Annotated in this window: 11 protein-coding genes and 1 pseudogene; 7 read left to right on the top strand and 5 right to left on the bottom strand. The window is 61.1% G+C overall.

The genetic code is table 11. The features are described from left to right. Positions 1–345: 345 nt before the first annotated feature. The 3 genes from ku to QTI51_RS37005 all read left to right on the top strand — a co-directional run bounded on the left by ku (position 346) and on the right by QTI51_RS37005 (position 2688). Positions 346–1281, top strand: a complete 936-nt coding sequence (gene ku, locus QTI51_RS37015) for a non-homologous end joining protein Ku (protein WP_286518123.1) — start codon at positions 346–348, stop codon at positions 1279–1281. 37 nt (positions 1282–1318) lie between these two features. Continuing rightward, positions 1319–2122 carry a tetratricopeptide repeat protein gene (locus QTI51_RS37010; RefSeq protein ID WP_286518125.1) on the top strand — a complete coding sequence of 268 codons (804 nt, stop codon included), beginning with the start codon at positions 1319–1321 and terminating at the stop codon, positions 2120–2122. Positions 2123–2454: 332 nt separating this feature from the next. Beyond that, entirely contained in the window at positions 2455–2688 is a 234-nt protein-coding gene (locus QTI51_RS37005; protein WP_286518127.1) for a hypothetical protein, read from the top strand. A 127-nt stretch (positions 2689–2815) separates the two neighbouring features. Here QTI51_RS37005 and QTI51_RS37000 read toward each other — a convergent pair. Further along, positions 2816–3003: pseudogene (locus QTI51_RS37000) on the bottom strand (hypothetical protein); the annotation flags it as partial. A 40-nt stretch (positions 3004–3043) separates the two neighbouring features. Between QTI51_RS37000 and QTI51_RS39125 the strand changes: the two are divergent. Then, a complete protein-coding gene (locus QTI51_RS39125; protein WP_503011586.1) occupies positions 3044–3415 on the top strand; it encodes an efflux RND transporter permease subunit in 372 nt (123 codons plus the stop codon). Between the two features lie 8 nt (positions 3416–3423). Here QTI51_RS39125 and chrA read toward each other — a convergent pair whose 3' ends face one another. Both chrA and QTI51_RS36985 read right to left on the bottom strand, forming a co-directional pair. Further along, complete coding sequence (chrA, locus tag QTI51_RS36990; RefSeq protein ID WP_286518129.1) at positions 3424–4806, bottom strand: chromate efflux transporter; 1383 nt, start codon at positions 4804–4806, stop codon at positions 3424–3426. 339 nt (positions 4807–5145) lie between these two features. Further along, positions 5146–6540, bottom strand: a complete 1395-nt coding sequence (locus QTI51_RS36985) for an MFS transporter (RefSeq protein ID WP_286518130.1) — start codon at positions 6538–6540, stop codon at positions 5146–5148. A 96-nt stretch (positions 6541–6636) separates the two neighbouring features. Here QTI51_RS36985 and QTI51_RS36980 point away from each other — a divergent pair, with 96 nt between their 5' ends. Together QTI51_RS36980 and QTI51_RS36975 are read left to right on the top strand one after the other, a co-directional pair. Continuing rightward, positions 6637–7518 carry a LysR family transcriptional regulator gene (locus tag QTI51_RS36980; protein WP_286518131.1) on the top strand — a complete coding sequence of 294 codons (882 nt, stop codon included), beginning with the start codon at positions 6637–6639 and terminating at the stop codon, positions 7516–7518. A gap of 139 nt (positions 7519–7657) precedes the next feature. Beyond that, complete coding sequence (locus tag QTI51_RS36975; protein ID WP_286518132.1) at positions 7658–7846, top strand: hypothetical protein; 189 nt, start codon at positions 7658–7660, stop codon at positions 7844–7846. A gap of 207 nt (positions 7847–8053) precedes the next feature. Here the strand turns inward: QTI51_RS36975 and QTI51_RS36970 are convergent, their stop codons facing one another. Then, positions 8054–9196, bottom strand: a complete 1143-nt coding sequence (locus QTI51_RS36970; protein WP_286518134.1) for a ParB/RepB/Spo0J family partition protein — start codon at positions 9194–9196, stop codon at positions 8054–8056. A gap of 877 nt (positions 9197–10073) precedes the next feature. Next, positions 10074–11321, bottom strand: coding sequence for an AAA family ATPase (locus QTI51_RS36965; protein WP_286518136.1), 1248 nt, complete (start codon positions 11319–11321; stop codon positions 10074–10076). Positions 11322–11842: 521 nt separating this feature from the next. Between QTI51_RS36965 and QTI51_RS36960 the strand changes: the two genes are divergently transcribed. Then, a complete protein-coding gene (locus QTI51_RS36960; protein ID WP_286518137.1) occupies positions 11843–13177 on the top strand; it encodes a replication initiation protein in 1335 nt (444 codons plus the stop codon). The last annotated feature ends 381 nt before the right edge of the window (positions 13178–13558 follow it).

Here is a 13558-nt window from a genome sequence, read left to right as displayed (position 1 = left end):
ATTTTTCTGGCTTCCTCATTTTTTTGAACCGACGCGAGATGGGGACCTCTCGACGCGCTACAAGGTGCGAACAATGATGTCCCATGTCCGAGTTCGCCCAGCCAGCCGGCACCCAGCTGCCACCAACAAAGAGGCTCTGCCCTGCCCTCCGGGCCTGGCCGAAAGAGCGCTCGATCTGAAACGCGACGGTGCGTTGCCCCCCTCTTCGCCAGGCTGACCGTCCGGGGAGCTTTGTAACGGCATGGGCCATGCTGCCCGCCGGGACGCCGCAAGGAGGGGAATCCCGCCTCTTTCCGGGCGCTTCGAAAAGTGGCATGTTGTTATTCCCAGCACAAGGAGCACAACATGGCCGCCCCTCGCTCGATCGCTTCGCTTTCTCTCGGCTTCGGTCTCGTGTCGATCCCGGTGCGCCTCTACACCGCAACGGAGAGCTCAGCCGCAGTCCACTTCAACATGCTTTCCAAGGAAGGCTCAAGGGTCAAGCAGCAGTACGTCGCCGCGAACAACCCAAAGAAGATCGTGCCGCGCGCGGAGATGGTCAAGGGTTATGAATTCGAGGAAGACCGCTTCGTGATCTTCAAGCCGGAAGAATTGAAAGCGCTCGAGGAAGGCGCGAGCCATCTCATCGATATCGTGGCCTTCATCCCTGCAGATGCAGTCGATCCGATCTACTACGACAAACCCTACTTCCTGGCGCCGGACAAGCGCGGCGGCAAGCCGTACAACCTGCTCAAGAAGGCCATGCAGGAAAGTGGCCGTTGCGCGCTGGCGAAGTGGGCATGGAAGTCCAAGCAGTACGTGGTACAGGTGCGTGCCGAGGAAGACGGCCTGGTGCTCCAGCAGCTGCTGTACGCAGAAGAGGTGCGCTCGCTGAAAGACCTCAACATCGAAAAGCTCGAGCCCTCTGCGGCTGAGCTCAAGTTGGCGCTGCAGCTGATCGACCAGATTTCGCAGGACGCCTACGACCCGACGATGTTCGAGGACGAGGAAAAGAGGCGCATCCTCGAGGCGATCGACGCGAAGATTGCCGGTGAAGAAATCATCGCCGCGGAGCACACCGAGGATGGGGGATCGGCCCAGATCATCGACCTCACGCAGATGCTGATGGCCAGCCTGGAGAAGCAGTCCAAACCGGCACCGAAAAAACTACGAGCTGCGCAGGCGGCCTCGAGCCAGGTGGTCACACCGATCCGGCGCCCCGCGGCCAAGGCGCAGCGGGCACCCAAAGCGGTGGCGCCGACAAAGCCAACGCCCACCGCCCGCGCGAAGATGGAGCGGTGACCCGCACAAGACTTCCTCCACCGCTGCGAAGCACGCTGTGAGCCAATTCTTTGGCCTCTCAAGGCACGTCGTGCTCCGGCTCATCGAATTGGGGTTTGTCGCGCCCGAAAAGGAAGAAGGCAAGGGCTGGCGCTTTTCCTTTCAAGACCAGGTCCTTTTGCGCTCTGCCAACGAGCTGCGAGCAGCGCGCATTCCGACTAGGCAGATCCTGCGTTCATTGCGTCTCCTCAAGGCTTCGATGCCGCTGGAATTTCCTCTGGCAGGCATTCGCATCACCGCCGAGGGAGACAGGGTGACAGTGCGCTCTGCAGAAGCGCACTGGGAGCCTGAAACAGGTCAGCTGATCCTGGACCTGCAGCTTGCTGCCGCCGGCGGCTCCGTCAGCCGTCTGCCGGCGCCTCCGCTGCCCACGCAGAGCGGCGTCGACCTCGGTGACCTGTTCGCCCGGGCCGAAGCGTTGGAAGAGAGCGCACCGGATGCTGCCGAGGACATATACCGGCAGATCCTGGTGGAGGAGCCAACCCACGCGCATGCTTACCTGAATCTCGGATTCATCCTCTGTGAAGCAGGACGTTGCCACTCTGCGGTCGAGCTGTACGAGGATGGAGTTCGGTTTTGCCCCGACGATCCGTTGATGCATTTCAATCGCGCCGTCGCGCATGAAGGCACGGGCGACGTCGAAGGCGCGCTGGTGAGCTATGAGGAGGCGCTCCGGTTGCAACCGGATCTTCTTGATGCTCACCGCAATGCTGCCTTGCTCTACGCGGATGTCGGGGAGAAGCAAAAGGCCATCCGGCATTTCAGTGCGTTTCGGCGTCTTCAAGCTGGGCAGGCTCTCTAGCCAAGTGACGCCCCGCCACCCAGTGATTACTCACCATCATTTTTAGCGGTATGAAAGAAAACCATCAGCACGCTTTGAATCTCACTGCGCCTGTACTAGACGCACGAGGGCGGGCTGGAAAGCGGCGCGTGCAAAACCCGAAGCGAAAAATCCTGGTGATCGACTATCAGACCTGGCTTTCGCTCACCGAGCACCTGATTACCGGGCTGCCTTCGGAGCGCATCGCTAAGAGGCGGTGAGGCGGGAGTGCGCGGCCACGACCAAACAGGCCAGCGTCCGACATCATGGCATCTAGTGTGGGTAGAGGGTCGAAGTTTTCAGGATAAACACCTATGACCAATCGTTCGAAGCCCGAATCCGACCATGCGCTTCCCGCGCAGAAGGCGATGAAGCAGACAGCGAAGACTTCAAGCGAACGAGGTGAAGGGCCGGACGAGCAGGCCGGCACACCAGAGCCGTCGCAACCTGTGCGCAAAGGGGATGCTGGCGTAGGGACGACCGAGAACGTAGGCAGTTCTCCTTATTCCGATCGCTCGCGCAAGGAAAAGCCGCAGCGCGACGAGTGAGCGTGATTGGAAGCCGTCCACCTTGATTCGAATTCACTGACATAAGGCGACCATCTCCTGTGTGTTGGCGACTGCTTGTGCGCCGAATAGGCGCTATCGATAGCGCTTGGAGCGCCTAACCTCCCCTAATTGCTTCTTCGCCCGCGCGCCGGCGGAGGTAAGGGTGGACCCTCGGCCCTGGATCGTGCCCGGCCGGACAATGGCCATCACCTTAAATATCAGGTCATAGAAACGAACCGATTTCATGCGCGGGAGCATCGCCATATGCGCCCGGCTTTCGATCTGGAAAACGCCCACCGTGTCGGCGCGTTGAATAACTGACAGATCGGCGTGTCCTAGGCCGGGACGCGCGAACATGATGGTCATCGTGCTGTTCGCATCCCTGCGATCGGCGCGCATCAGTGTCATTTCGCGGGTTGCGATTCCGCTGTCACTGGCGGTCACCGCGCTGGCATTCAAGGTGCTCGGGCAACCGTTCAACGCGATGACGCTCGGCGACCTGTCCATTGCCGTCGGGGAGCTGGTCAGCGATGCCGTGGTCGACGTCGAGAGGCTCGTGCGAAAGCCTCAAGCCGAACCATGCGGCGCGGGCCGCTTCTTGTTCACGATGGACGTGGTGCGCCAGCCCGTAGAGCCACGCGTGGGCGCGCGATCGAGGAGGTGCTCATCGAACGGGGTTCAGCCCTGTCTGCGTCAACCTGCGAGGCTTGAATTCGAGCATCCATGACCACCCGATCAGCGCAGTTGGGGAAGCAACACCGTAACCGCCAACCCGATGGTCGCGCAGGCACCGAGCAGCGTCATCACGCCGACTTTGAAGCGGAACAGGGCCACCGCGGCCGCCACGGCAATCACCGCTGAGACCCTGTCGAAATGGCCGCCGAAGCCCTGAGGCCAGAGCACGTGGTACGCGAAGAAAAGCGCCAGGTTCAGGATCACGCCCACCACCGCCGCGGTGATGGCCGACAGCGGGGCCGTGAAGCCCAGCTTGCCGTGTGTGGCTTCGATGGCGGGCCCGCCAGCAAGAATGAAGATGAATGACGGCAGGAAGGTGAAGAAGGTCACGATGGTTGCGGCCAGCGCGCCCGCCAGGAACGCCGAGTCCGGCCCCAGCAACTGTTGGAGCCATCCACCGACAAAGCCGACGAAGGCCACGACCATGATGAGCGGACCTGGCGTCGTCTCGCCAAGCGCAAGGCCATCGATCATCTGCGCGCCGGAGAGCCAGTGATGGTGTTCGACGGCGCCCTGGTAGACGTAGGGCAGCACGGCATAGGCGCCGCCGAAGGTCAGCAAGGCCGCCTTGGTGAAGAACCAGCCCATCTGCGTGAGTGTGCCCTGCAGTCCCTGCGTGACGATCAGCACGCCCATGGAGAGCAGCCAAAGGCCCACGCCGATCGCGAGGATATTGATCAGGTGCGAACGTGAGAAGCGCGCGTGCGGTGGTGTCGGCGTGTCGTCGTCGATCAGCGCCGGGCCGTAGCTTTGGGCGGCGCCCCCATGCCCGCCGCCGAGTGCGAAAACCCCAGGAGCCCAGCGCGCCCCGACATGGCCGATCAGGCCGGCTGCCAGCACGATCGCCGGAAACTTCGTGTCGAACGCGAAGATCGCCACGAACGCAGCGGCAGCGATGCCCCACATCCACCGGTTTTTCAGCGCGCGGCTGCCGATGCGATGCGCCGCGTGCAGCACCAGCGCAGTGACGGCAGGCTTGATGCCGTAAAAGATGCCGGCTACCACCGGCACGTTGCCAAAACGCAGGTAAATCCAGGATAGCGCGATCAGGATGAACAGCGACGGCAACACGAACAGTGCGCCCGCAACGATGCCGCCGCGCGTGCGGTGCATGAGCCAGCCGATGTACGTGGCCAGTTGCTGCGCCTCGGGACCAGGCAGCAGCATGCAGAAATTCAGTGCGTGAAGAAAGCGCTTTTCGCTGATCCAGCGCCGCCGCTCGACGAGCTCGGTGTGCATGATCGCGATCTGCCCGGCGGGACCGCCGAAGCTGATGAAGCCAAGCTTGAGCCAGAAGCGAAGTGCTTCAACGAAGGAAACGGGCTGAGGGTGCACAGAAGGTGCGGGGGATGCGGAATGTGCGTCAGGCGATGCGGTGTCCACGGATAGCTCCGTTATGAGTGACCAGCGCTTGGACGGGACACCGTCTACTTTTTGCAGACCGGGACGCTGTATTCCCGATGCTTTTATCGTAGCACCGCTTGAATCAATCGCCCTACGGGCGGGCAGATCGGCGCTGGCGCGTGAGTCGAGAATGCAAGCGTTTGGAAGAAAGACTTCTTTCCGCCTTAGCAGTCGTTCCTACGGGAAGCCCTCAACGGCAGCGCAGCTTTTGCGAGATTGGAGGGAACGGCAGCTTCAGAGGAATCTGGATGGCGGCTTTGGGCCGATTCTGTTGAAAACTCGGGCGTCGGCCGGCAGCCGACGGTCGTTTTTGCCGGTTCAACCATGCTGCGCCGTCGTGTCTGCAAGGTTAGGCTTTTTCAACCCAAAGTAGCTGAGGATGCCACCCGCAGACAAGAGAACGACGGCCAAGGCAAGCGACACATGCATGCCGTGCAGAAAGATGCCTGGTTCAGTGTCGCGCACGAAGAACCCGCACACGGCCACCCCCAGCATTCCTCCAATCTGACGGGCCGAATTGAGGACACCGGACGCGATGCCCGCATGCGCTGCGTCGACTGATGACAAAGTCGCGTTGGTCATGGTTGGAACCACCAACGCGATGCCGCTTGCTGCAAGCAGCATCGGTAGCACCAGTGTCAGATACGCGCGGTCTGCGTCGACCCGAAGCAGCAGCAGATACCCGAGGGAGGCGAGCGCCAGTCCGGCGACCATCAAGGCTCGCGTACCTGCGCGGGTCACCAACCTTCCGGCGACGATGTTCATGACCATCAGGATGGCCGTCATAGGCAAGAAGGCCAACCCGGTCTGTTGCGGAGAGAGCTGCTGGACCGCTTGGAAGAACAGGCTGAAGACGAACACCAGCCCGTAGTAGGCAAAATTCACCACCACGCCCACCGCAGTCGCTATCGAGAAGGTCGTGCTGCGGAACAACGAGAGCGGAAGCATGGGTTCCTTGCTGTGCCGCTCCAGCCAGTAGAACGCGGTTGCGCTGATGAGTGATATTGCTATTCCCCCACAGACCAGGGGATGGAACCACCCCAGCCGACTCGCTTCTGTCAAAGCGGCGGTCAAGGAAGCGAGTGCAAGCATGGCCGCAAGCTGACCTGGCAGGTCAAGTCCACGGCTTGGCTTCGCAGCTGCGGTGGGTGCGTAGCACAGCGTTAGCGCCAATCCGAGCGCGCCAATCGGCAGGTTGATGAGAAAGATGCCACGCCATCCCACATGCGCAATGAGCAGTCCGCCCAGCACCGGTCCGGCTGCCAGGGCGATACCTCCGGCAGCTCCCCACCAACCTACCGCACGGCTGCGTTGAGCAGGATTGGGAAATGCCTGCTGCAGCAGCATCAGGGAGCTGGGAACCAGGAGAGCCGCCCCCATGCCCTGGACGACGCGCGAAACCACCAGCAACGCCAAGCTCGGCGCGAGACCGCAAGCGAGAGAGGCCAGTGTAAAAACGGCGAAGCCCGCCATGAAGACCCGCTTGGCCCCCATCCGGTCACCAAGCGCTCCGGAGGTCAAGAGCAGTGCCGCGAAGACCAGCGTGTATGCATTGACCACCCACTGCAGGCCGGCGACATCGGTGCCGAAGCTGACACGCAGGGTCTCGAGTGCGACGTTGACGACGCTGACATCCAGCAGCACCACGACGAATCCAAGGCCTGCTGCAACCAGGGTTCCGCGCTGGCGGTGACTCAAGGAAATGGTTTCCATCAAACTGTCCCGTGAAATAGCAAACTCGGATGCTAGGGGGGGAGTTCTGTGCGTAAACTCCATAAAACTGCAATCCATCCTGGAGAAAATGCACAGATGTTCGACTGGGAAGACCTGAGGCATTTCGTCGCTGTCGGCCGCATGGGCACCCTGTCGGGCGCGGCCCGCGAGTTGAAGGTTGACCATGCAACTATCAGCCGTCGATTGACCTCCCTGGAACGCGATCTGCAGGTGCGCCTCGTGGAGCGGCTGCCGCGAGCCTGTCGTCTGACCGATGTGGGGTCGCACGTGTTCACGCTGGCGCTGGCCTTGGAAGACGACGCGTTCACCATCGAGCGGGCCGTCCGTGCCAGCCAATCGCCACTCACCGGTAAGGTTTCTCTCAGCGTGCCGCCTGTCTTGGTTGCAAGCTTCCTGGCGCAGCATCTGACGGAGTTCCGCAAAAGGTTTCCCGGCATCCAGTTGTCCGTGTCCGGCCAAGCTCAGCACGTGTCGCTGGGTCGGCGCGAGGCGGACATTGCGGTGCGGCTGGTGCGTCCAACGGAACCGGGCAGCGTCGTGCGGAAGTTGGGAACAATGCCCTTCGCCCTGTACGCGAGCCGGAGCTACGAGGCGCTTCCGCACCCGGAGCTTTGGGAGTTCATTGCCTACGATGCGCGATTTGAAGATATGCCGCAGCAAAAATGGCTTCGTAGCGTTGCGGGCAAGCGCCCGATCGCCTGCGAACTCAGCGAGATAAATGGCCACCACGCGGCAGTTCGTGCGGGCGCAGGTGTGGGCGGGCTTCCCTGCTTCTTGGGCGAAGCTGACGAGACATTGCTTCGTGTCGCCAACAACGAGTCATCTTTTTCGCGAGACATCTGGCTGGTGGTCCATAGGGACGTGAAAAACGCGGGCCCGGTCCGGGCTGCCATGGACTTTCTCGTTGAGGTGATGGAACGAAGCTCCGCGTTCAACGCAGCCTTAACGCACGGCTGAGCGGGACGTCCGCTATCGACAGATGCGCCAAGGTTCATTGGCGCTCCGCCACAGCGGAGCGGGCCGACCGCAGGCCTCGACCCGCTCTGCCCTATCCCACTCCGCCCGGTTCAACATAAGCGAAGGGTGCCGGCATGGAGTGAAGGAAGATGCCGGCTTGGTGTTCAGCCGTCTGATCGCGGCCCTGAAAGAAATACCGTCCGAAATCCGCGCGGTGCCCAAACGGTGGAGCACCCTCTGGTTTTCGCAGGCGCAAGCGGCCAAGCCGCCGATGCAATTCGTCGGGCGTGGAGGCGCACTGCAGACACTTTTGCGGACCTGCGCCTGAGGGCGGGACAACTGCCATCTCGTAAAAATAATCATCTATGCGATAAATGGGTGCCAAACCGCCGATTTTCGTCGCATCCCCTCGTCAGCTGATAGAAGCAACCCGTGGGGTTCAGCAAGCATGCGCAATACGTTGATAGTAAGCGCAAACAAACAACAAGGCGAGCTCGTAGCGCGCCTGGCGCACGCCGACCGAGGCCCTGGCGCGCTACTCCGACTTGACCCCAAGAAAACCATCCAGGAGCTTGATCAAGCGCCGTAGTTGCCCCTCCTCAAGGCGGTCAACAGAAACGGTCACCCTCCCCTTTCGATCCGTGCTCATTGTGGCGATCTGATGGCCTTCACCATTGAGCCAAGTCGCCGAACCCAGTGGCCGCGCCTTGCCGGTCGACCTTTGGATCAGCGTCTTCAACGCCTCGGTGGACGACGGCCGCGGCGTTTGCGCAGCGACGATCCTGGCTCGCTCAAGCACCCCTTCAGGGTCTCGTTGCAGGGCCTCGGTGAGCAGCTTGCCCCAGCGGAACTGGAGGTCGAGCGGTGAGGCGAATGCATCGAGCACCTCCCGCGGGAGCGCGCTGAGCGTCCTTGCTTTCGAGACGGTGCCCATGTCGACGCCCAGCGCCGCCGCAAGCTGTTTGGCAGAAGGGAACAAACCCTCCTCCAGGGCGCGCGTGTACATCACGCCCTGCTCCCAAGGTGACAAATCCTCGCGCTCGCGATTCTCACGGTCCATCTCGACAAAAAGCTGGGCATCTTTCATGCCCTCCTCAACAAGCGCGAGAACCGGAATGCCGAGTTCAAGGCATGCTTGGTGCCGACGGTGCCCATACACAATCTCGAACTGTGGCGCTCCCTGGGCCGGACTGGCAATGGTGCGTACTTTAATGGGTTGAATGTTTCCGCCAGCGCTGTCGATTTCAGCCTTGAGTCTGGCAAACGCTTCTGTCGCGAAGTGCGCGCGATCCCGGTTCGCCCACTGGGAGACTGACACCAGCGCAGGATCAAGACGTCTCACCACGTCAGCGCCATCGAAAGCATTCAGTCGCTGACGCAGTTCCACAACTTCCTTGTGCACTTCGGACTGCTCCGCCATGAACGCGAGCATGGAACCCGGGCTCGTACGCGGCCCCGCGCTCTGTCGTTGGGCATGAGGGGTCTCCGCAGGCGCGGCGACCGATTCGAGGAGCCGCATCGGTCGTTCCTCGGACGCGGGCGCGTCTGGCGCGGGCACCGTTTGGCGGGCAATCGGCTCAAGCATTGCCGATCCAGTAGGGAGCGGCCCTTCAGCACGTTGCGAAGGGAGGTTGGCGGTGACGCTGAACGCACGCTTGATAAGGTTCTTGTTTGCCATCGATCAATCCTTTAAAAGCCCTGGCCTGTTTGCCGGTCCAGCGAGGCAGCCAGAAGGTCGGTTTGGTGCGTGCTCGCCAATTCTGGCGTCGAGCAACGCATGCCGCTGTGCGCTGCGGATGGCCGACATGTCACGGCATCCACGAGATACGTTCTAATCCATCCCCAGGGTTTGAACCGTTCAAACCCCCTGCCTCCTGAATACAAGAGGCCGCTGCTGACTGCACCTCGGCCTGCCATTTCATATTCAAACCGCAACCCTTCGTTGCTCCCCATTTTGGCGGGTGCTAGTTCTGTAAGCGCCAAAATTTGCGTCTTAGACGAGCACGAACCACCAAAGGCCGACCAGGGTTTGAACCGTTCAAACCCTCTGCCATCTGCGTACCACATGCCCTTGCTTGTCGCGCCCCGAGTCGCATTTTTGCCATCGAACTGCAGCCTTTCATGGCTCCCAATTTTGGCGGGTGCGGGCTCAGTGGGCGCCAGGGATCGCGTGTCATACAAAAACGAGCGATGAACCGCCGCCCAGGGTTTGAACCGTTCAAACCCCCTGCCTTCCGCGTACAAACTGCCGATACCTGCAGCGCCTCGAGTCGCGCCCTTACCGTCCCACCGCTGCCGTTCATCGCTCCCAATTTTGGCGATTACCGGCCCAGCGGGCGCTAAAAATTGCGCCTCACACGAGAACGAACCGTGAACTGGCGTCCAAGGTTTGAACCGTTCAAACCCCCAGCGCCGGAGCTTCGTGAATGGACTGAACTGCCTGCGCACTGACGTGGGAACGACGTGTTTACGATGACCAAACGCGTGCGACCGCAGCAATGAGGCGCGCATCGATACGCCTTGTCGGGAGCCACCAACCCCATAATCAGACGCCGTCAAACCGCCAACTCCTGGGGGTTTGAACGGTTCAAACCTGCCGAGACATCATCGGCCAGCAACTGCCGGTTCCATGCATTCCGCACTGACACCTCGACATGCTGCACAAAAAGGTCGTACGCATCCCGAGCCCGCTTGTACGTCTTGTCCTTAGCGTCACTCGCTTCGCTGTCGTAGACCGTGCCGAACCCGGACGATTTTTGAGACGCAATGGAGGTGCGCGGAATCTCCAGCGGAAGGACCTTTTCTTTATAGGTGGCTGAGATCCATTCGCGCACTGCGTCAGCGGTCGTAGACGCCCCTCTACCTGCTTTCGGCGGCACGCGGGAAAGTAGAACGTTGATGAAATCAAAACTTTTGGTTTGCCCTCTCGACTCCAGCATGCTTTCGGTCAAATCCGAGAACAGGGACCAGAACTGGGTCGACGATGCGAAGTCAAGCGTCTCAGGCGGAAGCGGCATGATGATGCCGTTCGCAGCCATCAATGCATTGATGGTGAGGTACGACAGGGCAGGGGGGCTGTCGATGATGATCACATCGTAGTCGGCGCGGACGTCATCGATTCCGAGGTCGAGAACTTTATAGAACTCAAAACCAGAAAGACCTTCCTTGCCCTGGCGCGAAGGCAGCATGAACTCCGCATCGAACAGCGAAGAAGCAGCTGGCACCAGGTCCAGGCCGTCCCAATACGTGCTTCGGATCAGCGGGCGCACGGTCGTGAGTGATCCATCTGCCAGTGACATGATGGTGTCCTTGGCATCGATCTCCACGTCAGGAAGGATCCCGAACAGGGTGGTGAGCGATGCTTGCGGGTCTGTGTCGATCACCAGGACCTTGTGCCCCATCAGGCTCAGTCCCTGTGCCAAGGTCATTGCCGTTGTCGTCTTTGTGGTGCCACCCTTGAAGTTCGCGATCGAGATCGTGACGGCTTCTGCACCTTCCGGTCGGAGCATGTCCTTGCGATACTCACGCACCCACTGGCGAGCCTCCGCCAATTCGAAGATCCGCTTGCGTCCATTGGAAACGAGGGTCCCCGCGGGCATGTCCTTGCGGCTGCCCAGTTTGTGCGCGAACGAGCCGCGTGAGGATGCTTCGCACATCGTGGCCACCTGGTCAGCGCTGAAGGTGGGTGAGGCCTTGCGAACCATGGGCGCCAACATCGCCGAGCGAATGCTGGCCAACATCTCGGCAGCTTCCTCCGCCTGTTGATGAACCCCTGCTAGCGTGATTTGCGGTCGTATTTCCATTGTTAAGCCGTTTCTTGTTTGATGGCGTGATTGTGCGGGTTGGACGTGTTTTGCGCAAACCAACCAAATCTCGTCCAACGTGGAGTGCAACTTTCCTGAAAAAGCTCCAAAGACCCCGCGCGCGGGTATTTCTAAGTCATATCCTTCAAATCCTTTATCTCTTTAAGCCGAAAAAGTTGTTCTTTATCAACAACTTACATGATCTACCGGAGCTTTTACAGTGAGCATCGGAGCCAATCCAGTAAGGAGCGGAGTGGATACGGCTTCAACTGGAGCCTGCACAGGGAGATCCAGCGGTGGATACGGTGAACGCCAAGAAGCGCCAAAAAACGCGCCCAGCGGCCCTGCAAGTGACCGTAAGAGCGCTGCCACGGAGCTTTTACAGTCAATATCGCTTGGCAAATTGCCCGTGAGGCGGGGTCGAAGTGGAGCTTTTTCAGTAGACAGGGGTGGGCTTGTCATCCAACGACAGGTGAATCGCCGATTCACCTGTCGGGCAGGGTGCGGTAAAGTTCCTGGCAATGAATCAAGGTGCGCGCGAACTCACATCGGTGGCCCGGGTGGCAGGACCCCTGCGCAAACCGGTGTTCTCGCTCGCGTTGGTGCCTCAGAACAGCAAGATCACCGCTCTGGGGCGCCGAACATGGAACGTGCTCCTTCACCTGGCGCAGAACCAGGGCCTCGAGCAGGAAACCTTTCGCGCCGCGTTGACCGATATCGTCCGCGGGCTGGACTACAACTCAGGGGACATGAAGATCATCAAGACGCATTTGCGCGCGATGGTTTCGACCTTGGTCGAGTGGCAGTCGCCGACCAGTGGAGAGTGGCAGACATGGGACGTGTGCGGGATGTTGTCGCACGCCCGTCTGAGCAAGGAACGCGGTCAGGTCTTCGTGGAATGGTCGTACGCGGTGAACATGCGCCACGAGCTGCTGGACCCGGAGATATTCGCCAAGCTCTCGCTGGATGTCATCTCACAGCTGGGGTCGCATCCGGCCGTGGCTTTGTATGAGATCTGCTCACGCTATATCGGCGTCGGCCAGACAGCCCGCAAGGCTTGGGGCTGGTGGCGGCCGGTGTTGCTAGGACGCCCCGATGACGAGCGGCTGCAGAAACTTGAGTACCGCATTTTCAAGCGTGACACCCTGCGCCCCGCAGTGGCCGAGATCAACGCCGTGGCGGACATCGAGATCGAGATGCTCGAATTCAAGTCCGGTCGCTTCGTGTCGGACTTGCAGTTCACGGTACGAAAGAAACCGCAAAAGGCGCTGGCGTTGCAGCAAAGGAGCGCAACAGAACCGGTCAATGTCAGCGTCCTGGCCAGCGCCCAACGCCTGGGGATCGACCACGCCCGCGTCGAGCGCCTCATCGACGAATTCGGCGAGGCAGCGGTCACCACCGGGCTTGAGGCCGTTGAGAAGCGCGCGGCCAGCGCATTTCCGGAACCGCTGCGCGATCCGCTGCGCTATTTGAAGAGCGTCTTGCCCGGGCACGCGGCCGAGCAGCTGCAGGTCCAGGAGGCGCAGGCCGAGGTCCACGCTTCCGTGCCAACGGCCTTGCCGCCCAGCGAGAGGCTGGCGCAATGGGAGAAGCGGTGGCTCGCCGAGCGCATTGAGCAGATCGTGCGGGAAATCGGCGCGTTGGCGCCCGCGCGCCAGTCCGAACTTGTCGAAGGCCTGCGAGAAGCGCTGGTGCACCGCAATGCGCATCCCGCTGTGATCCAGCGGCTCGCTGCCAAGGGATGGACGCACGGCATGGTGCGCCATGAGATGGTGAGCTTCTACGCGACGGCCGCGTATGGCGAGAACTGGGACAAGCCCACGGACCGCGACCTGTTGATGATCGCCACAGCGTAGGGGAGGGCGTCTGCAGGGCCCACATCACGGGCATGCATCGCCAAAACACGGTCCTCCAACGGTTCCCAAATCTGCTCACAACTGGCGGGCACCGCAGCCAGGGCTCGCGTATCGTATGGGCCGAAAGGCGTTGCGTCGCCCAGCTGGTCAATGCCGTCACAACTACGTGCTGATCGGTCCAGGTCACCAGCAAGCTGCCCGCGAACCGGCAGGTGCTGGACCGGCTCTCAAGCGCGAGAGCAGCCTCGTCCCCGGCTGGGTGGTGCTGCATGAACAGACCTTCGACAACCTTGGCGGCAGCGGCCAGGCTGGCCCGACCGAGCGGCAGGTAGTCGCAGACGTGTCAGGCAGCTTCGATGTCTGAGAGACGGAGTTCCGCCG

Source organism: Variovorax sp. J22G73 (genome assembly GCF_030317035.1).
GTDB lineage: Bacteria > Pseudomonadota > Gammaproteobacteria > Burkholderiales > Burkholderiaceae_C > Variovorax.
The sequence above is the reverse complement of the archived record's forward strand: the minus strand, read 5'-3'. Positions and strand labels throughout refer to the sequence as shown.